The organism is Floccifex sp. (assembly GCF_051873495.1).
Lineage (GTDB): Bacteria > Bacillota_I > Bacilli_A > Erysipelotrichales > Erysipelotrichaceae > Floccifex.
In genome coordinates, this window is sequence record NZ_JBJEEX010000071.1 from 1 (window position 1) to 25,746 (window position 25,746).

At 32.3% G+C, this 25,746-nt stretch carries 18 protein-coding genes; 15 read left to right on the plus strand and 3 right to left on the minus strand.

The window, feature by feature from the left end:
- Window positions 1-52: 52 nt before the first annotated feature.
- A complete protein-coding gene (locus ACI313_RS04335) occupies window positions 53-1,159 on the minus strand; it encodes a S1C family serine protease (RefSeq protein WP_320607673.1) in 1,107 nt (368 codons plus the stop codon).
- A 146-nt stretch (window positions 1,160-1,305) separates the two neighbouring features.
- Here ACI313_RS04335 and ACI313_RS04340 point away from each other — a divergent pair, with 146 nt between their 5' ends.
- Together ACI313_RS04340 and ACI313_RS04345 are read left to right on the plus strand one after the other, a co-directional pair.
- A complete protein-coding gene (locus ACI313_RS04340; protein ID WP_439755365.1) occupies window positions 1,306-2,184 on the plus strand; it encodes a hypothetical protein in 879 nt (292 codons plus the stop codon).
- A 47-nt stretch (window positions 2,185-2,231) separates the two neighbouring features.
- Window positions 2,232-2,486 carry a hypothetical protein gene (locus tag ACI313_RS04345; RefSeq protein WP_439755366.1) on the plus strand — a complete coding sequence of 85 codons (255 nt, stop codon included), beginning with the start codon at window positions 2,232-2,234 and terminating at the stop codon, window positions 2,484-2,486.
- A gap of 36 nt (window positions 2,487-2,522) precedes the next feature.
- Here ACI313_RS04345 and ACI313_RS04350 read toward each other — a convergent pair whose 3' ends face one another.
- On the minus strand, window positions 2,523-3,728 hold the full coding sequence (locus tag ACI313_RS04350) for an NADP-dependent isocitrate dehydrogenase (protein WP_439755367.1): 1,206 nt from the start codon (window positions 3,726-3,728) through the stop codon (window positions 2,523-2,525).
- Complete coding sequence (locus ACI313_RS04355) at window positions 3,715-5,025, minus strand: citrate synthase (RefSeq protein WP_439755368.1); 1,311 nt, start codon at window positions 5,023-5,025, stop codon at window positions 3,715-3,717. Before ACI313_RS04355 ends, ACI313_RS04350 begins: the two co-directional genes overlap by 14 nt.
- A gap of 93 nt (window positions 5,026-5,118) precedes the next feature.
- Here ACI313_RS04355 and ACI313_RS04360 point away from each other — a divergent pair, with 93 nt between their 5' ends.
- The 13 genes from ACI313_RS04360 to ACI313_RS04420 all read left to right on the plus strand — a co-directional run bounded on the left by ACI313_RS04360 (window position 5,119) and on the right by ACI313_RS04420 (window position 25,745).
- Window positions 5,119-7,035 (plus strand): aconitate hydratase, encoded by a 1,917-nt coding sequence (locus ACI313_RS04360; protein WP_439755369.1) that lies wholly within the window; start codon window positions 5,119-5,121, stop codon window positions 7,033-7,035.
- Between the two features lie 5 nt (window positions 7,036-7,040).
- The gene (locus ACI313_RS04365) at window positions 7,041-7,955 is read left to right on the plus strand and encodes a ketopantoate reductase family protein (RefSeq protein ID WP_439755370.1); all 915 of its coding nucleotides are present in this window, start codon (window positions 7,041-7,043) and stop codon (window positions 7,953-7,955) included.
- 171 nt (window positions 7,956-8,126) lie between these two features.
- Window positions 8,127-9,740, plus strand: coding sequence for a phosphoenolpyruvate carboxykinase (ATP) (pckA, locus tag ACI313_RS04370; RefSeq protein WP_439755371.1), 1,614 nt, complete (start codon window positions 8,127-8,129; stop codon window positions 9,738-9,740).
- Between the two features lie 99 nt (window positions 9,741-9,839).
- Window positions 9,840-10,964: an exonuclease SbcCD subunit D gene (locus tag ACI313_RS04375; RefSeq protein WP_439755372.1), complete on the plus strand. Its 1,125-nt coding sequence runs from the start codon at window positions 9,840-9,842 to the stop codon at window positions 10,962-10,964.
- The gene (locus tag ACI313_RS04380) at window positions 10,961-14,086 is read left to right on the plus strand and encodes an SMC family ATPase (RefSeq protein ID WP_320607679.1); all 3,126 of its coding nucleotides are present in this window, start codon (window positions 10,961-10,963) and stop codon (window positions 14,084-14,086) included. Before ACI313_RS04375 ends, ACI313_RS04380 begins: the two co-directional genes overlap by 4 nt.
- Before the next feature lie 31 nt (window positions 14,087-14,117).
- On the plus strand, window positions 14,118-16,052 hold the full coding sequence (locus ACI313_RS04385; RefSeq protein ID WP_439755373.1) for an FAD-dependent oxidoreductase: 1,935 nt from the start codon (window positions 14,118-14,120) through the stop codon (window positions 16,050-16,052).
- An 8-nt stretch (window positions 16,053-16,060) separates the two neighbouring features.
- A complete protein-coding gene (bilR, locus tag ACI313_RS04390; protein WP_439755374.1) occupies window positions 16,061-18,070 on the plus strand; it encodes a bilirubin reductase, long form in 2,010 nt (669 codons plus the stop codon).
- A gap of 423 nt (window positions 18,071-18,493) precedes the next feature.
- Window positions 18,494-18,955 carry a hypothetical protein gene (locus ACI313_RS04395; protein WP_320607682.1) on the plus strand — a complete coding sequence of 154 codons (462 nt, stop codon included), beginning with the start codon at window positions 18,494-18,496 and terminating at the stop codon, window positions 18,953-18,955.
- 31 nt (window positions 18,956-18,986) lie between these two features.
- Entirely contained in the window at window positions 18,987-19,796 is an 810-nt protein-coding gene (locus ACI313_RS04400) for a radical SAM/SPASM domain-containing protein (protein ID WP_320607683.1), read from the plus strand.
- A 65-nt stretch (window positions 19,797-19,861) separates the two neighbouring features.
- On the plus strand, window positions 19,862-21,697 hold the full coding sequence (locus ACI313_RS04405; RefSeq protein ID WP_439755376.1) for a polysaccharide biosynthesis protein: 1,836 nt from the start codon (window positions 19,862-19,864) through the stop codon (window positions 21,695-21,697).
- Between the two features lie 42 nt (window positions 21,698-21,739).
- The gene (locus ACI313_RS04410; protein WP_439755377.1) at window positions 21,740-23,476 is read left to right on the plus strand and encodes a sugar transferase; all 1,737 of its coding nucleotides are present in this window, start codon (window positions 21,740-21,742) and stop codon (window positions 23,474-23,476) included.
- Window positions 23,477-24,586: a hypothetical protein gene (locus tag ACI313_RS04415; protein WP_439755378.1), complete on the plus strand. Its 1,110-nt coding sequence runs from the start codon at window positions 23,477-23,479 to the stop codon at window positions 24,584-24,586.
- Window positions 24,546-25,745, plus strand: coding sequence for a MerR family transcriptional regulator (locus ACI313_RS04420; RefSeq protein WP_439755379.1), 1,200 nt, complete (start codon window positions 24,546-24,548; stop codon window positions 25,743-25,745). The genes ACI313_RS04415 and ACI313_RS04420 overlap by 41 nt, the downstream gene beginning before the upstream one ends.
- The last annotated feature ends 1 nt before the right edge of the window (window position 25,746 follow it).

Consider the following 25,746-nt stretch of genomic DNA (forward strand, 5'->3'; position numbering starts at 1 on the left):
GTAATTGAGTCAGCTATCCTTTTTTGTACAGGCTATTTAACTGTTACAGCCTCTAATTATTCGATTGTTGTAGAACAACAGTTTTAGTGATTTCTTTATCATTTCGCTCAACGACAATTTTAACTGAATCACCAATGTTATGTTTTCTTAAAATTGATTTTACTTCGGCAGCAGTAGAAACTTTTTGTCCATCAAAAGAAACAATACGATCATTTTGTTCTAGACCCGCTTGATCAGCGGCTCCACCTTCAACAATTTGTACAATGTAAACACCTTCATCATATTCAGAACGTTGATAATATTGTGAATTGGCCGTTACATCGTATAAAGAAACACCTAAAACAGGACGGCTTGTTACGGATCCATTTTCGATTAACTCATCTATAACATCGATAACATTGTTGATTGGAATCGCAAATCCTAATCCTTCAATTCCTGTAGAACTTTCTTTGGCATTAACAATACCAATTAAATTACCATTATCATCAAATAGACCACCACCTGAGTTACCTGGGTTAATGGCAGCATCTGTTTGAAGAAGAGTCATTACTTCATTTTCAACTGTAATTTGTCTTTCCAGTGCGGAAATAATACCGGTTGTTACGGTACCTCCTAATTCACCAAGAGGATTTCCAATGGCAACAACAACATTTCCGACTTCTAGTTCAGATGAATCACCAAATGTAGCAGGCGTTAAATCTTTCGCATCCACTTTAATAACCGCAATGTCTGTTTGTGGATCGGTTCCTACTAGTGTAGCTTCATAATCGTCTCCTTCATTGGTTTTAACACTAATGCGATTGGCATCTTCAATTACGTGGTTGTTCGTTACAATATAACCATCTTCACTAATGATGACACCACTTCCGGCTCCTGTAGAAATGTATTGACCATAATAACTATTTCCCATGGAAACAGATTCCGTTGTGATTTCAACAACACTTGGGCCACATTTCGAAGCAATGTCACTTACATCTTCGACTTCACCAGAATGAGATGAGCCTTGTTGTTGAACAATGGTAACACCGGATTCATTTTTTGGTGCTCCAATTCTAGCGCTGACAAAACCAATAATGGCTGACAATACACAACAAATCACAATCGTAATAATGTTTGATTTGTTGGATTTTTTATTAAATTTAGGTGGTATTTCACTCATGATACCCCTCCTTATCTTTTGTTGTATATTATATATCAAAAATATGTGAATAAATAATGAAATGTATCAAATTTTTACATATAATTTGTTGAAATATGTGAAATAAACGAATCCATGGTATAATTAAGGAAAATAGGAGGCTGCCTATGAAATCAAAAGAGGGATATGATGAAACGAAAAGAAAGACGTCAGTTAAGAAAACAAAAAAGGAAATTGAAACAACAGAAGAAAATCGAAAAAGAACTTCGCCGAAGAAAAATAATGAAGATTGTGAACATTTTCAAATTTATAATGAAATAAAAGAAAAACAATATAATTATGTATCCTTAAATACATGCATTCGCATGGCAAAAGAAATGAAAGTGAATTTGGAATATGGTGATTATATGTCACTATTAGTAAAAGAAGATAATATTGATAAAATTGTAGAAGAACTTCTTTCTAAAGTTGATGTTTCTAATTATTCATTTGAAGAAGATGGCTATGATGCAGATTTATTTAAGGTTTTACTTCAACGAATTCGACAATCAATGCGAAGTGATTTTGCCAATGTACGCAAAGAAAATTTGGAATATGTTTTGAAGGAAGTTTTACGATTAGCTAAGTCAAATAATATAAATAATATTGAAAAGATGAATGATTCATTAAAAATTGATTTAAATTCTATATGGAAAAAGTTTATGCATATAAGTTATGAGTCTATTCAAACATTGGCACAAGTAAATAAATATGAAAGCTTTGTGTTTGATTTTTTGTCACAGTTTAATGAATTACATAATCAATATGCCAATGAAATTTTGATGGACATTGCGGATTTATATATTCGTGCAAACGAAACAAAAAAAGGAAATCATTACTATGAATATTTATTAAGAGATAGTGATGATACAACGATTATTATTCGCTGGGCTAAGGCGTATTGTCAAAAGGATATGGATATGGCAAGAGAAATTGCGAAAAAAGGGTTATCAAAAATGGATTCTTCCAATCCTAACTACAATATTTTATTGGAAATTCTTATTTGAAATTGTTGAAAAAATGAAAATGGATTGGTATTATACTATTACGTTTTATGGAAGGCGGTAGTGTAATGTCTAATCAAAATAAAATTCCTGAATGGATTATTCAGTGTTTAGATCAATATGGTAATTGTGCTTGCGGAAGAGCTATTACTAAAAAATTAGGAAAAGATAAACTTTTAGAAACGCTTGACCAAATGGGATATCCTTGTAATCTAGAAATCTTATCCGATAAAAATGAAGCATATCCTACAGATGGTACTTATATTGTAACTTTAAAAAATCGTGAGATTTTAGAAGATGACTAATCATCTTCTTTTTTTATACTTAAAAAGAAGATGACATTACATCATCTTCTCTAGGTTTTTACGAATTTCTTGAATAAAATCAAATGAATTTAAAACGGTAACATTTTCCAAAGAAGTAATTAAAGCTAAATCCTTAGTCATTTTACCACTTTCGATTGTTTGAAGTGTACTTACTTCTAACATTTTGGCAAATTCTTGAAGATCAATATTACCATCTAATTCACCACGTTTATTTAAAGCACCAGTCCAAGCAAAAATCGTGGCAACGGAATTTGTAGAAGTTTCTTCACCTTTCAAGTATTTGTAGTAATGTCTTTGTACTGTTCCATGAGCTGCTTCGTATTCAAATACACCACTTGGACTTACCAATACAGATGTCATCATAGCTAATGAACCAAAAGCTGATGAAACCATGTCACTCATTACATCGCCGTCATAGTTTTTGCAAGCCCAAATAAAGCCGCCTTCACTTTTCATAACACGAGCAACGGCATCGTCGATTAAAGTATAGAAATAAGTAATGCCAGCTTGTTCGAATTTTTCCTTATATTCATTGTCATAGATTTCTTGAAAAACATCTTTAAAAGTATGGTCATAAATTTTAGAAATTGTGTCTTTAGTAGAAAACCAAAGATCTTGTTTCATTTCTAAGGCGTAATTAAAACAGCTGCGTGCAAAAGAAGAAATGGAAGCATTTGTATTATGTACACCTTGAATGACACCTTCATCATTGAATTCATGAATCAATTTACGTGTCTTATTTCCATTTTCATCCGTAAAGACAAGTTCTGCTTTTCCTTTTGGAACTTTCATTTCGGTATTTTTATAAATATCCCCATAAGCATGACGAGCTAAAGTAATAGGCTTTTTCCAATTTTTTACACAAGGCTCAATTCCTTTAACGATGATAGGAGTACGAAATACGGTTCCATCTAAGCTAGCACGAATGGTACCATTAGGGCTTTTCCACATTTCTTTTAAATTATATTCACTCATACGAGCTTGGTTAGGAGTGATAGTAGCGCATTTAACAGCCACTCCATATTTTTTAGTTGCTTCAGCACTATCAATTGTGACTTGGTCATTGGTTTCGTTTCGGTGTTCAAGACCTAAGTCATAATATTCAGTCTTTAAATCGATAAAAGGTTCTAATAATTCTTCTTTAATGACTTTCCAAAGCACACGTGTCATTTCATCGCCGTCCATTTCAACCAATGGCGTACTCATTTTAATCTTTTCCATTTAAGCTTCCCTCAACTTTCTTCATTTCACCAACATATACATTGGCAGGGCGAATTAACTTACGATCGTTTTGGCGGCTTTCTAAGTGATGTCCAATCCACCCGGCAGTTCTTGCGATGGCAAATAGTGGTGTGAAAATTTCTTTTCTAAATCCTAACATACGATAGGCAAAACCGCTATAGAAATCAACATTAGCACAAACAGTAATTCCTTTTCTTTGTTCCATTGTTCTAATCGCAGCTTTTTCAAAAGCTTCAAGGAAGTTAAAGGTATCCATTAATCCTTTTTCTTGTGCAAGTTCTTTACATTCTTTACGGATGATTTCAGCACGTGGATCACTCTTTGTATAAATGGCATGGCCAATACCATAAATTAAACCACTGTTATCAAAGTAGTTTTTATCTAAAATACGATTACAAACATCTAATAAAACGTCTTCGTCGGTTGTGATACCAATATCATTCATTAAATATTCAAATTGTTCGTAAACTTTTAAATTTGCTCCACCATGTTTTGGGCCTTTTAAAGAACCAAGGGAAGCGGCAATGCATGAGTAAATATCTGTTCCTGTTGTCGAAATAACAACATCCGCAAATGTTGAGTTGTTTCCACCACCATGATCCGCATGTACAATTAATAATTTATCAACTAGGCTTACTTCTTTTTTAGTATATTGACGATTTTCCCTTGCCATATAGAGAATGTTTTCCGCAAAACTTTTATCTGGTTTAGGATATGTTTCCCAGAAAGTTTTGGCATGCACATCGGTATAATAAGAGAAAACGAATAATGGCATACTTGATAGAATATGGACACCTTTAAGCATACGATGTTCAAGGGTATCGTTATCTGGGTTTTCATCATTACCATATAATTTAAGAACACCAATCTGCATGGCATTTAAGATGCTTGATGTTTTATATGTGAAATCGGTCATAGTATTGGTTGCACGTGTCAATAACTCATAATGAAAAGATTCCAGTTCCTCTTGGGTAGGAAGTTCTCCAAAAATTAAAAGAAACGCAACTTGTTCAAATCCAAATAAGTTATCTTGATCGAAGTGTTCAACTAAATCATTGACAGAATATCCACGATAAATTAATTGACCATCTAAGTCTGCTTTTTTTCCATGGATTTCTTTATATCCAATAACTTGACTGACTTTCGTTAAACCTACTTTAACTCCTGTCCCGTTGTCATTACGTAAACCTTGTTTTACACGATGACGCGCATATAAACTCGGTTCTATAAAGTTATTAGGCTCATGTTCTTTATAGATATCTTGTAAATTTTTCATAACATCCTCCTTCATTTTTTTCAAGTATATCACATTTCTTTCAATCATTTTCATTTTTGTGTATAATATCTAAAAAAGCGAAAGGAATATTATATGGAAAACTTAACAAGAAAGATTATAAAATCCCACCTTGTATCAGGTGAAATGATTGCAGGACAACCTATTGAAATTAAAATGGACCAAACATTAACACAAGATGCGACAGGGACAATGGCCTATATGCAATTAGAGGCTATGGGTGTGGATCAAGTTAAAACAGAGAAATCAATTAGTTATGTAGATCACAATACTCTTCAAAGTGGATATATGAATGCGGATGACCATGCTTATTTACAATCCGTGGCAAGCAAACATGGTATTTATTTTTCTAAACCAGGAAATGGAATTTGCCATCAAGTTCATTTGGAACGATTTGCTAAACCTGGAAAAACATTAATTGGTTCAGACTCACATACACCAACTTCTAGTGCTATGGGAATGATAGCGATTGGAGCTGGGGGATTGGATGTTGCCAAAGCTATGGCAGGAATCCCTTATCGTTTAGTTATGCCACAAGTTATTAATATTAAACTAACAGGAAAATTAAAACATGGTGTCAGTGCCAAAGATATAATTTTAGAAGTTTTGCGTCAATTAACGGTAAAAGGTGGCGTTGGAAAAGTATTTGAATATTCAGGAGATGCCCTAAAAGATTTAACAGTTTATCAAAGGGCAACCATTACCAATATGGGAGCGGAATTAGGAGCTACAACTTCAATTTTCCCATCGGATGAAGTAACATATGAGTTTTTAAAACAACAAGGACGTCCAGAAGATTATGTATATATGACAGCAGATGAAGGTTGTGAATACGATGGTGTCATTGAAATTGATTGCTCGTCTTTACAAGCAATGGCAGCTTGTCCAAATTCACCTGATGCGGTTCAAACAATTTCATCTTTAGCGGGTAAAAAAGTAGATCAAGTTGCGATTGGTTCTTGTACGAATTCAGGATATGAAGACTTGATGAAAGCCGCTAAGATTTTAGAAGGCAAGAAAATTGCGGATCATGTCAGTTTAGTTGTTTCTCCTGGTTCACGCCAAGTTTTAATGAAATTAATTGAAAATGGAGCCTTAAAAACATTTATTCAAGCGGGAGCACGTATTTTGGAATGTACATGTGGTCCATGCATTGGAATGGGACAATCACCAAAGAGTGAAGGAATCTCCCTTCGTACGTTTAACCGTAACTTCTATGGACGCTCTGGTACATTAAGTGCAGGTGTTTATTTAGTTTCTCCAGAAACAGCAGCCGCTAGTGCAATTGCCGGGGTATTCTGTGATCCTAGCACATTGGAATACGATGATACGATTGAAGAAAGTCCATATTATGTAGATGATTCCATGATCATTGCACCAAGCAAACACCCTGAAGAAGTGGAAATTATTCGTGGACCAAATATTAAACCACTTCCTGTTAATGAAGCAATGAGTAATGTCATTGATAAAAAAGTTGTGATTAAATTAGAAGACAACATTACAACCGATCACATTGCACCAGCAGGGGCAAGGGTATTGCCTTATCGTTCGAATATTGAAAAATTATCGGAATTTGTCTTTGAAAACAACATTGAACACTTTGATCAGATTTGTAAGTCAAATAATGGAGGAATCATTGTAGCAGGAGAAAACTATGGACAAGGGTCTTCACGAGAACATGCAGCTTTAGCCCCAATGTATTTAGGAATTAAAGTCGTGATTGCCAAGAGTTTTGCTCGTATTCATAAAGCAAATTTAATTAACTTTGGTATTATTCCATGTGAATTTGTGAATAAAGAAGACTATAATGCCGTTGATTTTATGGATGAGTTAGTGATTGAAAATACATATGATTTAGTGAATAATCCTATTTTAATTGTTCAAAATAAAACAAAAGGAACGACATTTAAAGTTAATACATCTCTTTCAAATGAAGACATTGAAATTTTAAAGGCTGGAGGAGCTTTGAATTACATTCGTAATCAACAATAATTATTATGATTAAAAGTATAGGAATGATTGGACGAGGGGCCATTGGTACTTTATATGGTAGTGAATTTAGAAAACATCTTTCTAATGAAGAAATGGCTTTTATTGTCGATGAAAAACGTAAAAAGAAATATTTAGAGAATCCATTAATTTATAATGGAAAAGAAGTTGATTTTAACTATGTTTCGAATGTTGATGAATTCAAAAAAGTTGATTTGATTTTCATTTCAACCAAATTAAGCGGACTACAAGATAGTATTCATTTAATGAAAGAATTTATGCATGAAAATACGATTATTGTTTCATGTTTAAATGGTATTTCATCTGAAAACATACTTCGAAAAGCTTTTCCAAATCATCAAGTGGTTCGTACCATTGTTCAAGGAATGGATTCAACATATTTAAATAATGAAGTTTATTATACAGTTTTAGGTGAAATCTTATTTGGACAAGAATTAGAACAAGAAAAGGAAGCGGTCATTCAATTAGAGGATTTTTATCAAAGAATGACAATTCCATATCGTAAGTGTAAAAACATTGTTAGAGATCAATGGAATAAATTAATGTTTAATTGTGGTATCAATCAAACATGTGCAGCCTATTATTCAACTTATGGTGGATGTAAACATGAAGGACTTTTACGTGATTGTTTTATACAAGCTATGAAAGAAGTCATGATTGTGAGCAATGCCTATGGAATTGATTTAAATGAGGAAGATATTCAAGGTTGGTTAAATGTTCTTTCAACTTTAACAAATGAAGGAATGCCAAGTATGCGTCAAGATATTATTGCGCATCGTAAAACAGAATTGGATTTGTTTTCGGGAACAATTCTTCCTATGGCTCAAGATAAAAACATTGAATGCGTAACGTTACAAAACTTATATAACACAATCAAATTAATTGAAAGCGATTTCATTTAATGTTAAAATTTATTATATATCGTTTTTGAAAGTGAATGTAAACAAATTGTGAAAAAATATGAAAATAGATGAAAAATAATTGATTTTCATTCATAAAACAAATATACTTTGTAGGTAATGTGTTTATATTCAAATATATAAACGAGACTTTTTGAAAGTGAGGAAAAAGAAATGAGTACAGTAGATTTATTAAAATATGGTATTACTGGTACGACTGAAGTTGTTTACAATCCGACTTATGAACAATTATTTGCGGATGAAACAGATCCAGCCTTAGAAGGGTATGAAAAAGGTGTTGAAACGGAATTAGGTGCTGTTAACGTAATGACAGGTATTTATACAGGACGTTCTCCTAAAGATAAATACATCGTTATGGATGAAAATTCAAAAGACACTGTTTGGTGGACAAGTGTTGAATACAAAAATGATAATCATCCAATGTCAGAACAAACATGGAGCGCTGTTAAAGATTTAGCTGTTAAAGAATTGTGCAACAAGAAATTATATGTTGTGGATGCTTTCTGTGGAGCTAACAAAGATACTCGTATGGCAATTCGTTTCATTATGGAAGTTGCTTGGCAAGCTCACTTTGTTTCTAATATGTTCATTAAACCAACTGAAGAAGAATTAAAAGATTTTGAACCTACTTTCGTAATTTACAATGCATCAAAAGCTAAAGTTGAAAACTATAAAGAATTAGGATTAAATTCAGAAACTTGTGTTGCCTTCAATATCACAAGCCATGAACAAGTTATCATTAATACTTGGTATGGTGGAGAAATGAAAAAAGGTATGTTCTCAATGATGAACTACTATTTACCATTACAAGGAATCGCTTCAATGCACTGTTCAGCGAACACAGATATGAATGGAGAAAATACAGCTATTTTCTTTGGTTTATCAGGAACAGGAAAAACAACATTATCAACCGATCCTAAGCGTTTATTAATTGGTGATGACGAACATGGTTGGGATGATAATGGGGTATTCAACTTTGAAGGTGGATGCTACGCTAAAGTTATTAACTTAGACAAAGAATCAGAACCAGATATTTATAATGCGATTCGTCGTGATGCGTTATTAGAAAATGTTACTGTAGATGATAATGGTGTCATTGATTTTGCGGATAAATCTGTTACAGAAAATACTCGTGTTTCTTATCCAATTGATCACATTGACAACATTGCTTCTAAAGTTAATGGTGTATCAAGTGGTCCAGCTGCTAAAAATGTTATTTTCTTATCAGCAGATGCCTTTGGAGTATTACCACCTGTTTCAATCTTGACACCAGAACAAACTCAATACTATTTCTTATCAGGATTTACAGCTAAACTTGCTGGAACAGAACGTGGAATTACTGAACCAACTCCTACTTTCTCAGCATGTTTTGGACAAGCGTTCCTTGAATTACATCCAACTAAATACGCTGAAGAATTAGTTAAGAAAATGGAAAAATCAGGAGCTAAGGCTTACTTAGTTAATACAGGATGGAATGGTACTGGAAAACGTATTTCTATCAAAGATACTCGTGGAATCATTGATGCGATTTTAAATGGAGATATTCAAAATGCACCTACAAAAACAATTCCATACTTCAACTTTGAAGTTCCGACTGAATTACCTGGTGTAGATTCACATATCTTAGATCCACGTGATACATATCAAGATCCTTCACAATGGGATGAAAAAGCGAAAGATTTAGCAGCTCGTTTCAATAAAAACTTTGTTAAGTATACAACAAATGAAGCTGGAAAAGCTTTAATTAAAGCAGGTCCTCAACTTTAATAATCAATTAGGAATCTATCATTTGATGGATTCCTTTTTTATGCCATGAATAATGTCAATTTATGGTTTAATATACATATAGAATAAAGGAGGATGATTATGCGTATTTTTCATATATCCGATCTTCACTTAGGAATGCAATTAAAGAACTATGACTTATATGAAGATCAAAATTATGTTTTAAATCAAGTTATTCAATATATTAAAGACTATCAACCGGATTGTTTATGTATTGCTGGAGATGTATTTGATAAACAAATTCCTTCGCTTGAGGCTATTAAACAATACAATGAATTTATTTCTAAAATTTATCAAGTGAAAGAAGACATTGTTGTTTTGATTATTTCTGGAAATCATGATAGTGGACAAAGAATTGATCAATATAAAGATTTATTATCACATCAGAATTTATATGTGAATGGTTCTTTACCAATTCAAAAAGTTGTTCTAAAAGATGAATATGGTCCTGTAAATTTTTATTTATTTCCTTTTTCAAGACCAAGTCAAATTCGTCCTTTCTTAAAAGAACAACATGATTCTTTATCTTATGATCAAGCGGTTCATTTATATTTAGAACAATTAGATGTAGATGATAGTCAAAGAAATGTTTTAGTATCACATCAATTTTATTTGCCATCAGAAAAAGAATTAAACTCTATTGAAAGAGCTGATAGTGAAGTAAAAACAGTAGGAAATATTGATGTGATTTATAGTGATATTTTAAGACAATATGATTATGTGGCACTTGGACATATTCATAAACCAATGACAGTAAAAGATTCCTATATTCGTTATGCAGGAAGTCCTATGGCTTATTCTATTAGCGAAGAAAATCAAAAGAAACAGATGTTGATGATTGATTTAAAAGAAAAAGGAACAACAGAAATTACTTCACTTCCTTTACATCCACTTCGACAAGTTAGAACAATTACGGGTTATTATCAAGATGTGATTCAAGAAACAAGTGAAGACTATGTTCGCATTGAATTATTAGATGATCAAGATTTAAATTTTATTGATATGAATGAACAAATTCGTATTCACTATCCTCATGTATTAGAAATCACTCGAAATGTTCATGTGGACTATGATATGGATATGGACTTAGATACAACTAAAATTAAAGATCCATTTGAATTAATTTGCGAATTTATTCCCGATATGGATGAACAAGATCAAAAGATACTACAAGATATCATTAATGAAATAGGAGGGTTATCATGAAACCGCTAAGACTAACACTCAGTTCTTTTGGTTCCTTTGTGAATCAAACCATTGATTTTACCCAGACAAAAGAAAATTTATTTTTGATTAGTGGGGATACAGGTTCAGGTAAAACAACTATTTTTGATGCGATTGTTTTTGCCCTTTATGGACAAGCAAGTAGTGATGCGAAATCAAAAACAAGTTTTCAAAGTGAGTTTGCACCTTTAGAACAAGAACCATATGTGGATTTCACTTTTGAATTGAATGATAAACAATACCGTATTAAACGCATTCCTAGATATAAACGTTTAAAGAAAAGAAAAACACAAAATGGAGATCCTTTTGTGTATCAAAATGAACGTGTTGAGTTGTATTTAGAAGATGGAAGCGTTTATCCTGATAAAAATGTGAATGAAAAAATTGAATCCATTGTAGGATTAACGAAACCACAATTTATGCAGATTGCCATGATTGCTCAAGGTGAATTCAGAGAATTATTGAAATCGGATAGTGATAAAAAAAGAGAAATGTTCCGTCGTTTATTTCATACGGAAAAATATAATGAAATCATCGAAAAACTTAGACAAAAGACAGGTGAATACAATCAATTGATTCGTGATATGAAAACCACTGTTCAAATTCAAGTAAGTCAAGTGGATGTTCAAAATCATCTACAAGAACTTCAAAAAGAAATTCAAAATGGGAATCTTTCTTTTTTGAATGAATTTTTAGAAGAATTAGCTGAACAAAATGAAAATGATGTCCATCAATTAAAACAAATCCAAAGTGAATATAAACACGTATCGCAAATCAATCAAAAACACAATGATGCGTATGTGAAAGCCAATGCACTAATGGATTCATTTAGAAAACTGGAACAAACAAAAAGTGAATACAATCAGTTAATGGAACAAAATAAAGATATGGAAGATATCAAACAATTGGATACAATATTATCTTCTTGTTTGGATATAAAACCAGAAATGGATTGGCAAGATAAACTACAAGCGGATTTAGTTTCTATTCAAAGTCAAATCGACATGGATTCCAAACAAAGCCCAGAGCTATCCAAACAACTTGAACAAAAAAATGAAGAATGCATGCATTGGAAAGAAAAAAGAGATCATTCTTTACAAGTCTATAGCGTATTTAATGAAAATGCGAAGCGTATTTTAAGTGTTTTTGATTCTTTAGATGTTTTATATAAACAACAAGCACAACTTCAAAAACAAAGTAAGATATATCAATCCAAAATTGATGGTTTAAATGTTACTAGAGATAAGATTGAAGAAGACATTCGAAAACAAAATGAAATTAAAGAAAACTATAAAGATTCTTTCGTTCTTTATAACCATGAAAAAGAAGAATTATCAAAATTAGAAGCACTTGAAACAAAAGTAAAACAAATTCAAAAGCTTGAAGAAAAAGAATTAGATTGTAAAGCTAAAATTCAAAAGGAACAGAAACAATGGGAACATTTAAAAGATATATATGCTTTAAAAAAAGACAGGGCAGAGCATGCTTTCCAAATTTATGTGAATAATCAAGCAGGTATGTTAGCTTCTACGTTACAAGACAATGTCCCTTGTCCTGTATGTGGATCCCTTCATCATCCTAGTCCATGTACTTTGTTGGAAGAAGTAGAGACAAAAGAACATGTTGATCGATATCAAAAAGAAAGTGAACAAGCGCGTGTAAACTTAGAAAGTTGTTCGCAATCAATCGAAAGTCATAGAATGGAATTAGAAAATCTTCAAAATGAAATTGAAAATCAATGGCAAGAATGTTTTGTTTTATCGCATCAAGATACAAAGGAAAAAGTAGTATCGTATATCACAAATCAAAAAGAACAATTGAATTCTAATTGTGAGCTATATCAAAAACAAACGACTTTATTTAATCAGGCTGATGTAAAATTAAAGGATTTATATATAAAAAAAGAAAAATGTGCTAAAGAAGTACATGAATGTAGTGAAAACTATACAAAATATCAGGAACAGGAAAAGAGTCTTGAACAGCGTATTCTTACGTGTAAAGAAGATATATCGCAATTTAATAGTAAAGAACAGTTGTTAGCTGAATTGAACACAAAGGAAAAAGAATATAAAACAATTAAAAATCAATTTGATATTGTTCAAAGTGAAATGAATCAAATTCAGCGTAAGAAAAATCAATGTGATTCGCGTTTGTTAGAAAATAAGAATCGTCAAGCGGATCTTCTACAAAAAATAAAGAATCAAAAAGAAAAAATTGAAAAGAGTTTAATGAATCTTTCTTTATCTATGGATGTTTATGAAAACTATATGACAAAGTATTCTAAAGAAGATGCGGATTTGATTCATAAGCGTATAAAATCATTTGATTTGAAAAAGAATCAATTGGAAGCATCGTTACAGTCACTTTCGAATTTGGCTAATGAACAAAAACCAGATATGGATGTTTTGTTTGAACAATGGCAACAATCCCAAAAACAACTTCAAGAAATAGAAGAAACTAAGAAAAGGTTTGAGAATCATCTTCGTCAAAATGAGAGGGTTTATAATCAATTAAGTGCTAATCAAAAAGAACGCATTGATTTAATTAATACGCAAAGTCGTTATGAGCGCTTGTATAAAAAATGTTCTGGAAATTTATCAAATGATTCGAAGATGGATATTGAAACATTTGTGCAGCGTTATCATTTAAAGAAAATTTTAGTGTGTGCGAATCGTCGTTTTGAAAAGTTAAGTGGAAATCAATTTCATCTTGTTTTAAAAGATGTTGATGATTTTGGAAAAGCACGTAATGAGGGATTGGATTTAATGGTTCATTCATTAATTACCGGAAAATATCGTGATGTTTCAACTTTATCGGGAGGAGAATCATTTATGGCAGCGTTATCTTTGGCATTGGGCATGGCAGATCAAATTCAAGGAGATAATTGTGCTGTTCATTTAAATATGATGTTTATAGATGAAGGATTTGGTTCATTGGACAATGCTTCACGTAATGAATCGATTCGTGTATTAAAAGAAATGGCAGGAAACAATAAGGTGATTGGTATTATTAGTCATGTTTCGGAATTAAAACAACAAATTGATTCTAAGTTACTTGTTTCTAAAAATGAAAAGGGTAGTAGTGCAAAGTGGAATTTTGATTGATTGTAAGGGGTTGCATGATATAATGGTATAGATGAAAGGAGATGTTTTTTTGAAATATACATCTTTAATGGAACCAATTAAAATTGGTCAAACAGTGGTTAAAAACCGTGTCTTTATGCCTCCGGTTTCCACAAACTTATGCGCTAAAAATCATTATATTAGCGATGAATTAATTGAACACTATGCTTCACGAGCAAGAGGAGGGGTAGGTTTAATTATTACCGAAGTCACAACGGTAGAACCTGTCTATACGTATTTACCAGGAGATATTTCTATTTGTGACGATTCTTATATTGAAGGTTGGAAAAAACTAGCCGATGCGTGTCATGAATATGGTGCTAAAATTATGCCACAATTATTTCATCCTGCTTATATGGCTTTTCCATTACCAGGAACACCACAATTAATTGCTCCTAGTAATGTAGGTCCATATTATGCCAAGAGTGCACCTCGTGCTGTTACAATTGATGAAATCCATACATTAGTAAAACAATTTGGAGATGCGGCCTATCGTGCCAAAGTGGCAGGATGTGATGGGGTTGAAGTTCATGCTGCTCATGCCCATGGTTTATTAGGAGGTTTCTTAACACCTTTATATAATAAGCGAACAGATGAATATGGTGGAGATATCAATGGTCGTTTACGTATTGTATTAGAAGTTATTGAAGAAATTCGTAAACGTTGTGGTAATGACTTTATTATTGATGTTCGTATTTCGGGAGATGAATATTCGGATGGTGGACTAAATATCAACGATATGATCTATGTTTGTAAACAATTAGAAAAAGCAGGAGTTGATTTTATTCATTGTTCAGGAGGAAATACGGTTAAACGTGGTTCTAGTATGCCAGCTCCAGGAACAAAACAAGGGTCTCATTGTTTATTGAGTGAAGAATTAAAGAAATATATCCATATTCCTGTGGCAACCGTAGGTCGTATTAATGAACCTTGGATTGCCAATGAATTAATTGAAAATGGTAAAGCCGATATTTGTATGATGGGAAGAGCCAACCTTTGTGATAGCGACTTTGTCACTAAGGCCATGGAAGGAAGAGAAGATGAAATTCGTCCTTGTATTGGTTGTGGACGTTGCTTGACAGGTGTTATGTTTGGAAAACCAGTTGGTTGTACGGTAAATCCATCAGTAGAAACTAATGTGATTCCTAAAGCTGAAGTACCTAAAAAAGTGCTTGTCATTGGTGGAGGTCCTGCTGGACTTGAAGCGGCTTATGTTTGTTCACAAAGAGGACATGAAGTTGTTTTATGTGAAAAGACAAATGAATTAGGTGGTTTGTTACGCTTAGCGGCTGTACCGGTTGCGAAACAAGATTTATCAAAAGTTATTAAATTCATGATTACACGTTTGAAAAAGACAAATGTTGAAATTCGTATGAATTGTGAAGTGACTAATGAAATGATTGAAAATGAATTTAAAAACTATGTGGTATTAGGTTCAACGGGTGCAAAACCGAAAGTATTTGATGCCTTTACTTCTTTTAAATCAACAATGACAGCAGATGATATTTTAGCCGGCCGTAAAGTAACTGGTAAAAATGTTGTGATTATTGGTGGGGGTTCAGTTGGATGTGAAACAGCGGATTACTTAGCACCATTAGTTAATGATTTATTCCCAGCAAATCGTAATGTTACCATTCTTGAAATGACGGATTCTTTAATGACAGGTGAAGGTGGAGCGGCTAAGAGTGTATTAACTCGTCGTTTAATGGAAAAAGGTGTTCGCATTGAATTTAAGGCCAAAGTAGAGCGTGTTGATGAAAATAATATTTACTATACACAAAATGGAACAGAACACGTTATCGATAATGCTGATACACTTGTATTTGCTTTAGGATATACACCAACACCAATTGAAAATGATCGTATTATTCAAATGGGTGATAGTGCTAAAGTGGGTAATTTAAAAGATGCCATTGGTAGTGCATATGAAATTGCTATGAAAATATAGGAGGCTTTATGAGCAAAGATTCAAAACTATTACAACCTATTAAAGTTGGTAATTTAACTTTAAAAAACCGTATTATGTTTCCACCTCTAACTACAGGATATGAAGAACGAGATGGATCCATTGGTCCAAGAAGCTTTGCGTTCTATCAACGTTTAGCTAAAGGGGGAGCAAGCTATGTTGTCATCGGAGATGTGGCTCCGGTAAATACAGCGAGTCCAACACCTAAATTATATGATGATTCCCAAATTCCTACTTTTAAAAAGTTAGCGGATGCGATGCATGAATATGATTGTAAATTGGCACTTCAAATTTTTCATCCTGAATATGACGTTCCAGGGGTAGGAAAATTAATTATGGCTAGTCGTATGGCTGCCGTTGAAGGACAAAAAGCAAAAGCGGCTGGAGATATGGAAACATTCCAATTAAAAATGAAGGAATCACAAGATATTTCTACGCAAGCTTATGCCAAATTACATCATGATATGAAGTTCTTCGTAACAGAATGTAGTCATGAACAATTAAATGATATTAAAATGGCAATTGCGAATTGTGCTAAAAAAGCACAAGAAGCAGGCATTGATGCCATTGAAGTGCATGGAGATCGTTTATTGGGTTCTTTGTGTTCTACTATTTTGAATCATCGTACTGATGAATATGGTGGAAGTTTAGAAAATCGTACTCGCTATGCTTTAGAAGTTGTACAAGCTATTAAAGAAGCGGCACCAAATGTAATGGTTGAATATAAATTACCTATTATCACAGTAAATGAAGATGGTTCTTTACGTGGTAAGGGGGGATTAATTGAAGAAGAAGCATTAATCTTTGCCCAAATGCTTGAAAAAGCGGGTGTCGATCTTATTCAAGTAGCGCAAGCTAATCATACTGGAAACATGGGAGATACAATTCCTCCAATGGGTTCAGTTCCATATAATTGGACATTGGATACATGCCGTAAAGTTAAACAACTTGTTTCCATTCCAGTGGCAACGGTAGGACGTGTTGTTTCAGTTGAAGCAGGAGAAAAAATCTTAGCGGATGGAGATGCGGATATGATTGGGTATGGTCGTTCGTTGTTAGCTGATCCAGACATCGCCCTAAAAGTTGAAAAAGATGAACCAATTCGTGAATGCTTGAACTGTAATAAAGGATGCGTGGATGCGATTCAAGGTCGTCGCTACATTTCTTGTGTATTAAATGCAGAAAATGGTGATGAAGAAACGGTTTATATCAAACCATGTGAAAATCCTAAGAAGATTGCCGTAGTTGGTGGTGGTATTGCTGGATGCGAAGCAAGCCGTGTTGCTAGTATCCGTGGTCACAAAGTAACTTTATTTGAAGCAACAGATAAATTAGGTGGTCAAATTAATATTGCGTGCATTCCTCCAAGAAAAATGGAAATTTTACGTTCTGTTAAATATTATGAAGAAATTTTACCAACAATGGTGGATATTCAATACAATACCAAACCAGACGCAGCTACATTGAATCAATTTGATGAAGTAATTGTTGCCATTGGTGCCCAAGACTTTATGTTGAATGTACCAGGAAATACACAATACGTTGTTTCGAGCTGGGATGTATTAAACGAAGTCGTTGATGTGAAAGGAAAGGTTGCTGTCATTGGTGGTGGATTAGTTGGTACGGAAACTGCTGAATATTTAGCTAATAAAGGTTGTGATGTATCCATTATTGAAATGACAGACAAAATTGCGGCTCAAGAATCAGGAACTATTCTTCCTTTAATCATGGATGACTTTAAAAAACATGATGTTAAGCAATATACAAATACAAAGGTAACAGGTATTTCAGAAGATGGTAAAACCGTATTAGCAACCAATCCAGATCCAATCGAAATTCCTTGTGATGCGATTGTAATGGCTGTTGGCTCTAAGAAATTAGTCTTTGATGAAACGGGTATTAACGTTCCTGTTCATTATGTAGGAGACTGTGCTGGTGAGCGTACAGCAGATATTGCCAGTGCTATTCGAAGTGCTTATCATTGTGCTAATGAAATTTAATTCGAACTAAGGTGTCAAATCATGACACCTTTTTTACATTTTGATGCGAAAAGTATATAAAAATACAAAGTTTTAGCATCCCAATGCTAAAACTAATTCAAAATCGAAAGTTTTCGCATTCGATTAACTCTTTTTTCCATTTTTGATACCAACTATTCCACATCTCTTTTAAATTCATAAAAAGGCTTTATAATGAAATCATCAAAAGAGCTAAAGCCATTAGTTCTTGTATCAAACTTATATAGCTCTCTGAAACAAATAAACAATATATAGGTTATGATGCTTTATAATCCTCCAAATGAAATTTGAAAGAAAGAAGGAATGATGCCAATGGATATATCAGAATCAAGTGATTCATAAATAGACGAACTGATTAATGAAAATATTAGTTCGTCTTTTATGTTGGATAGTAAGGAGAGAAGTATGAATTTAAAAAGTATATTTAAAAAGACAAGTCTTGTTCCTATGGATTTAAATGAAAAAAATGTAGTTTCAATTTATAATAAATGTCTTCCAACTTCGACTACAACTTCATTTGAACCATCGAATTTAATGGCAAATAGTGAAACGGTTTTACAGTTTGATCGTATTCAGCTTCATAAACAAAAAAAGACGATTCAATTTATGATGGGGCAATTAAGAGATGTTCATAAACATAAATATCTTGTTTTCGATCATTCGATTTTAAAATATGATGGAACAAGCTGGACGGATTCAAAACAAGTTGAAATGTATTTTCTTAATTTATGTAGAGCCTGTGATTTAACGGAACCTTTTGATGTTGGTAAAAGAGGGTTAATGTCTTATTATCATGAAGATATTATTCCGACATTAAGTCCAAGTGATAAGAAATATAAACAATGGTATTCTAAAACTTTTGGGTGATTTTTATCACCTTTTTTTATATGATAGATACATGATTAAAAGAGTTTATATTGAAATCACAAACCAATGTAATTTGCGATGCTCATTTTGTGATTTCCATGACCGTCAAACAAGAGAATTGAGCATACTTGAATTTGAACGTATATTGAAACAAATCAAACCATATACATCTTTTATTTATCTTCATGTACAAGGAGAACCGTTCTGTCATAGTCAATTTGATCAATTGCTTACTTTATGCGATCAACATGAAATGAAAGTACAATTAGTTACGAATGGTTTTTTACTTCCAAAAGAATTAAATCATCCAAGTATTCGTAAAGTATCGATTTCAATTCATTCCATTGATGAACAAAAAACAGATCCAGATGTTTATATTCAACGAATTATGGATTTTATTGATTTAAATCATTCAAAATTTTATATAGATCTTCGTTTTTGGCTACAAGATCAATTAAAAGAAAAGTCACTGTATTGTATGGAACAATTAAAGAAACATTATTCCTTTGAACTGACTAAGAAAAAAGATTCGTATCGTATATTTGATAATACCTTTGTATCATTTGCTTCTTCATTTGAATGGCCTAATGAAGCAAATAATGAATCAGTTCATGGAACTTGTAAAGGAGCTAAGTCAATGTTGGCTATACTCAGTAATGGACAAGTCACAATTTGTTGTTTGGATGCACATGGACATATTAATTTAGGAAATATTTTAGAAAGTGATTTAGATGAAATTTTGAATTCAGATGCATATCAATCTATTATAAAAGGATTCAATGAAAATAAATGTATTATGACATTATGTCAAAAATGTACGTATCGCAATCGCTTTCAATAAGATGAAAATGACTATTTTTTGCATAATGATGTCTTTTTCGTTATAATGACAATGTTGGTGATTTTATGGATAATATGTATCAAACTAGTATTTATCAAAAATATCGAAGCGCATTAATTATCTTAATTGATTTATTTATTACGTTTTGTTCGTATGTGCTTGTGTTTTTGGCAAGCAATAGCTTCTTTTTACACGGAGGATTTTTGCACTTCACAAAATATATCATTTTTGGAATGATTTTTGTGATGTTGCTTCACTTAATGAGTGAACTGATTTTCAAACAACACAAATCACTTTGGACGTATACAGGACCACGTGATGTATTCCATAGCTTTTATAGTTTCTTATTTTGTTTGATTATCATGTCAGCTTTTTCACACTTTTTCCATTTATTTAAAGTACAGACTTTTGTGATGGCAGAAGGACTAACGTATGTACTACAAATGGGAATTCGTTTATTTTATCGCTATCTTCATTCGTATTTAGAAAATGTGGATCGTACAACGAAAGCTTTAATCATTGGAGCTGGTAATGGTGGGTATTTGATGTTGAATGAAATTTATCGCAATAATCGCTATCCATATCATGTTGTTGGTTTTCTAGATGATTTTAAAGCCAAGGGAACTATTGTTTCGGGTAAAAAAGTATTAGGAACCATTGATGAAGTAAATGAAATTGTTGAAAAATATGATGTCAAACAATTGTTTATTTCAATCACAAATGCGACAGATGAACAAAAACAAAGAATTATTGAATTATGTGCCAATACTTCTTGTAACACAAAGATTATGCGTTTTTCATTAGAAAACGAAAATGAAGTCAGTGTAGATGATATTTCGATTGAAGACTTATTAAATCGACATAGCATTGATTTAAAAACGGAAGAAATTGGCTCTTACCTAGAAAATAAAGTTGTTTGTGTAACAGGTGCTGGTGGTTCTATTGGATCGGAATTGTGTCGTCAAATTGTGAAGTTCAATCCCAAACAATTGATTATGGTTGATATCAATGAAAATTCACTTTATATGTTGAAACAAGAATTTTTGCGTAATCAAAGAGATGGTTCCATGTCAAAAGACATTCAAATGGAATCTTTGATTATTTCCATTCGTGAACGCGAAGATATCTTTAAATTAATGAAACAATTTCATCCGGAAGTCGTTTATCATGCTGCAGCGCATAAACACGTTCCGTTAATGGAAGATCGACCAATGGAAGCCATTCGTAATAATGTTTTTGGAACAAAGAATGTAATCGATGCTTGTATTGAAAATGGTGTAAAGCGTTTTATTATGATTTCAACGGATAAAGCTGTTAATCCAACCAATGTCATGGGAGCAACAAAACGAATGACAGAATTAATCATGCAGTCAAGAGAATGTAAAAGTGACATTAAGATGGCAGCGGTTCGTTTTGGGAATGTATTAGGATCCAATGGTTCGGTTATTCCTATCTTCAAAGAACAAATTAAACAAGGAGGACCTGTTACAGTTACCGACTACAATATCCAACGTTATTTTATGACCATTCCTGAAGCGGCTCAATTGGTTCTTCAAGCGGGATTCTATGCTAAACATCGTGAAATCTTTGTCTTAGATATGGGACAACCTGTTAAGATTCTTGATTTAGCGGAAAAGATGATTCGTCTAGCGGGTAAAGTTCCTTATAAAGACATTGATATTCAAGAAATTGGTCTAAGACCTGGTGAAAAAATGTTTGAGGAATTGGCATTGGAAATTGAAAAGTGTCATAAAACAGATAATAATTTAATTTATGTGCATGAAAAGATGGATGTTTCCCAGGAAGAGATTGATAAAAAATTAGAAATTCTACAAGATATCGTTTCAACTTGTGATGACAATGCCAAAATAAAAGATGTTTTAATGGAAGCGATTTTATAATCGCTTTTTTAAGTGTTATAATGAAATTAGTGAGGATGCATTATGAAAAAAAAGACAAAGAAAAAATTGTGTATAGCTGCATGTGGATTAGGTGTTTGTTATGCGGGTCTATCACTATTAGCTCATAAATCAAGACAAGAACAAGAAAAGGATCCGGATTTAAAAGTAAATACATATCCAGATCAAGGACAAAGAATTTCAAATCAAGATAAAACATGGTATGAAAAATATGGAAAAAGAGCCATTGATGTTTGTTTATCGTTTGGTGGACTTGTGGTATTAGCACCTGTTTATGGAGCTATATCACTTGCCATTGTATTAGATGATCCGGGTCCTGTTTTATTTAGTCAAAAAAGGGTAGGAGAAAATAAAACGTATTTTAAACTTCATAAATTCCGTAGTATGAAAATGAGTACACCACATGATGTACCAACACATATGCTTGAAAACCCAGATCAATATATTACCCGCGTAGGAAAATTCCTTCGTAAATATTCTTTAGATGAATTACCACAAATTTGGGATATTTTTGTCGGGAATATTACTACGGTTGGACCACGTCCGGCTTTATGGAATCAAAATGATTTAATTGAACAAAGAGATCAATATTGTGCCAATGATGTCAAACCAGGTCTTACTGGATGGGCACAAATCAATGGAAGAGATGAACTTGAAATTGATGTGAAAGCCCAATTAGATGGGCAATATACTAAAGAACTACAAAAAAGCAGTTTATCAGGATTAAAAATGGATGTGAAATGTTTCTTTAAAACAATTACTTCGGTGCTTCATCATGATGGAGTTGTTGAAGGTGGAACAGGTCAACTTCCTAAGGAATATGAACAAATTGGTTTTGGTCAAGAAGTGAAAGTAAATAAGCGAAAAAAGAAAAAAGTATTGATTACGGGTGCTGATTCTTATATTGGAACTTCATTTGAAAACTATGCACATAAACATTATCAAGATAATTTTGAAATTGATACATTGGATATGAAAGATGAACATTGGAAAGACTATGATTTTTCTAAGTACGATTCTGTTTTCCATGTCGCTGGGATTGCTCATGCTGATGTGGATTCGGTGAGTGAACAAGAAAAACAAAGGTATTACGATATCAATTGTGATTTAGCTGTAGAGTGCGCTAAAAAGGCTAAGGAACAAGGTGTTTCTCAATTTATCTTTATGTCTAGCATGATTATTTATGGACAAAATAGTTCGGTTCATGAAAACAATCGCATTACTAAAGTTACTCAACCAAATCCAAGTAATTTTTATGGAGATTCTAAATGGCAAGCGGATCAAAAGATTCGTGAATTAATGGATTCTAAGTTTAACGTTGTGACAATACGTCCTCCAATGATTTATGGACCTCATTCGAAAGGAAATTATCCTTTATTATCAAAGATTGCCCAAAAGAGTCCTGTATTACCTTATAGTGATAATGAACGTTCGGTTTTATTTATTGATAATTTAAGTGAATTGTTGTGTCAGATTATTTTGGTTGGAAAATCAGGAATTTTCTTTCCTCAAAATAAAGAGTACGTGAGTACAAGTCAAATTATGGAAGAAGTTGCCAAGGTTCATCATCATAAAGCACCGGTTTTAAGAGTTTTAAAACCAGCGGTATTTGTGTCTAGTTTTGTTCCTGGTAAAATAGGAAAACTTGCGAATAAAGCTTTTGGAAATAGTAGTTATGATAAGTCATTGAGTGTATATCCAGGAATGGATTATCAGGTTGTTGATTTTGAAAAATCAATTGAATTAACAGAAAGGCTATAAATGAAAGTAACAATCGTTTGTGCATTTGATACGTATTTTGATCGTGTCAAACTGATAAAAAAATATTATGAAGAAAAAGGATGGGAAGTACTTGTCATGACTTCCTCTTTTTCACATCGCAAAAAAGCGCACATTGATTCGGATTTAGCGGATATTCAAATTCAAACGCATCCCTATCAAAAGAATTTAAGCATAGATCGTTTATATAATCACTATGATTTTGCCAATAAAGTAAAAAAAGAATTAGAACAAATTCAACCGGATTGTATTTATTGTTTGATTCCTTGTAATTCATTATGCAAAACGATGAGTGAATATAAAAAAGAACATAAATGTGAATTGATTTTTGATGTCATTGATTTATGGCCAGAAACAATGCCTATTTCTCATTTTAAATCCCATTTTCCATTTACACTTTGGAAAAATATGCGTGATAACTATATTTTAGATGCGGATTGGATTTATTGTGAATGTGATTTATTTAAAGAAAAGCTTCATTTAAATGATTGTGAAAAAGCATCTACATTGTATTGGTCTAAGGAACAAATGCCATTAGAAAGTAATGTACAATTATCAAGTGATAAAATTGATTTTTGTTACTTGGGAAGTATAAACAATATTATTGATATTCCATTTATTGTGAGTTTTCTAAAAGAGTGTTCTTTATATAAAAAAGTTCGTTTACATATTATTGGTAATGGGGAAATGAAACAAGAATTAATTGATGAGTGTATGAAAAATGGTATCAATGTGATTGATTATAAAGAAGTATATGATAGTCATTCAAAACAGGAAATCTTTGATCAATGTCACTATGCTTTAAATGTTATGAAGCCTAGTGTAGTCGTGGGGTTGACAATGAAGTCACTTGATTATTTATGTGGTTCGCTTCCTTTAATCAACACTATTCAAAAAGATACTTATAATTTAGTGGAAACCAATCAATTGGGATATAATGTGGATTCTTTTAATATGAAACAAGTTGCTTTAAATGTATGTAATGAGACAATAGAAGAAAACAAACAAAAACGAAACAATTGTAAAGAAACGTATTTATCTCATTTTACGTATGATTCATTTAAAAAGAGTATGGATGAAAGATATGAGTGAGTATTATACAACAGGAAAGTTTGCCAAGATGGCAAATGTTTCACAAAGAACACTTCGTTATTATGATTCAGTGGGTTTATTAAAACCCTCTTTTATTAAGGAAAATGGGTATCGTCAATACGATAAAAAAGATTTACTTCGGCTTCAAAAAATTATCTTACTTCGTAATTTAGGTTTTTCCATTGAAGAAATTGCTCCGATGTTGTCAAAAGACAATTCAAAAGAGGATTTATTGAATTCTTTACAGATGCAATATGATTTAATTCAAAATCGTATCGACTATTATCAAAACATTAAAGAGTCTTTGTCTTTTATGATGAACACGATTGAAAGTGAAGGAATGAATTGGAATAAAGTTATTGAGGTTTTAAATTTATTGTCGAAAGACGATGAAATGATTGAATCGTATAAAAACTCCAATAATTTAAAAGTTCGTATTCAACTTCATGATTTATATTCACAAAGAAAGGATTCTTGGTTTGAATGGGTCTTTAAACAAATTGATTTTAAACAAGTGAATACGTTATTAGAAATTGGATGTGGCTCTGGAGAACTCTGGAAAAAGAATCACATTGAATTACGAAATCGTCAGTTTTTCTTATCGGATTCATCAAGAGGAATGATTGAAGATGTATCGAAACAATTAAGCGATGATTTTAGTTTTATGGTTTTTCCTTGTGAGAATATTCCCTTTAAAAGAGATTTTTTTGATTGTGTTATTGCCAATCATGTTTTGTTTTATCTACCGGATTTAAGAAAGGGACTACAAGAAATTGTACGTGTTTTAAAGGAAAAGGGAACTTTTTATTGTACGACTTATGGAAAAAATCACATGAAAGAAATTAGTGAATTGGTTCATGAATTTGACAGTGATATTTATTTATCAAAATCAAGTTTATATACAAAATTTGGAAAAGAAAATGGAAAACAATTGTTGTCACCTTATTTTTCCGATGTTGAATTAATTTGTTATGATGACAAACTAGTTATAGATGATGCCAAGCCTTTAGTGGATTATGTATTGTCTTGTCATGGCAATCAAAATGAAAAATTAATGAATCGCTATGATGAATTTTATGTGTTTTTAAATGATAAAATCAAAAAAGATGGAGCTATTACCATTACGAAAGAAGCTTGTTTGTTTAAGTGTAAAAGATGAA

What these genes read in the sequence shown, in the direction of transcription:
- ACI313_RS04350 (WP_439755367.1), bottom strand. Translation starts at nt 3,728, where the DNA reads ATGGAAAAGATTAAAATGAGTACGCCATTGGTTGAAATGGACGGCGAT.
- bilR (WP_439755374.1), top strand. Translation starts at nt 16,061, where the DNA reads ATGAGCAAAGATTCAAAACTATTACAACCTATTAAAGTTGGTAATTTA.
- ACI313_RS04340 (WP_439755365.1), top strand. Translation starts at nt 1,306, where the DNA reads ATGAAATCAAAAGAGGGATATGATGAAACGAAAAGAAAGACGTCAGTT.
- ACI313_RS04360 (WP_439755369.1), top strand. Translation starts at nt 5,119, where the DNA reads ATGGAAAACTTAACAAGAAAGATTATAAAATCCCACCTTGTATCAGGT.
- ACI313_RS04415 (WP_439755378.1), top strand. Translation starts at nt 23,477, where the DNA reads ATGAAAGTAACAATCGTTTGTGCATTTGATACGTATTTTGATCGTGTC.
- ACI313_RS04345 (WP_439755366.1), top strand. Translation starts at nt 2,232, where the DNA reads ATGGAAGGCGGTAGTGTAATGTCTAATCAAAATAAAATTCCTGAATGG.
- pckA (WP_439755371.1), top strand. Translation starts at nt 8,127, where the DNA reads ATGAGTACAGTAGATTTATTAAAATATGGTATTACTGGTACGACTGAA.
- ACI313_RS04380 (WP_320607679.1), top strand. Translation starts at nt 10,961, where the DNA reads ATGAAACCGCTAAGACTAACACTCAGTTCTTTTGGTTCCTTTGTGAAT.
- ACI313_RS04405 (WP_439755376.1), top strand. Translation starts at nt 19,862, where the DNA reads ATGGATAATATGTATCAAACTAGTATTTATCAAAAATATCGAAGCGCA.
- ACI313_RS04335 (WP_320607673.1), bottom strand. Translation starts at nt 1,159, where the DNA reads ATGAGTGAAATACCACCTAAATTTAATAAAAAATCCAACAAATCAAAC.
- ACI313_RS04375 (WP_439755372.1), top strand. Translation starts at nt 9,840, where the DNA reads ATGCGTATTTTTCATATATCCGATCTTCACTTAGGAATGCAATTAAAG.
- ACI313_RS04420 (WP_439755379.1), top strand. Translation starts at nt 24,546, where the DNA reads ATGATTCATTTAAAAAGAGTATGGATGAAAGATATGAGTGAGTATTAT.
- ACI313_RS04410 (WP_439755377.1), top strand. Translation starts at nt 21,740, where the DNA reads ATGAAAAAAAAGACAAAGAAAAAATTGTGTATAGCTGCATGTGGATTA.
- ACI313_RS04400 (WP_320607683.1), top strand. Translation starts at nt 18,987, where the DNA reads ATGATTAAAAGAGTTTATATTGAAATCACAAACCAATGTAATTTGCGA.
- ACI313_RS04395 (WP_320607682.1), top strand. Translation starts at nt 18,494, where the DNA reads ATGAATTTAAAAAGTATATTTAAAAAGACAAGTCTTGTTCCTATGGAT.
- ACI313_RS04385 (WP_439755373.1), top strand. Translation starts at nt 14,118, where the DNA reads ATGAAAGGAGATGTTTTTTTGAAATATACATCTTTAATGGAACCAATT.
- ACI313_RS04355 (WP_439755368.1), bottom strand. Translation starts at nt 5,025, where the DNA reads ATGAAAAATTTACAAGATATCTATAAAGAACATGAGCCTAATAACTTT.
- ACI313_RS04365 (WP_439755370.1), top strand. Translation starts at nt 7,041, where the DNA reads ATGATTAAAAGTATAGGAATGATTGGACGAGGGGCCATTGGTACTTTA.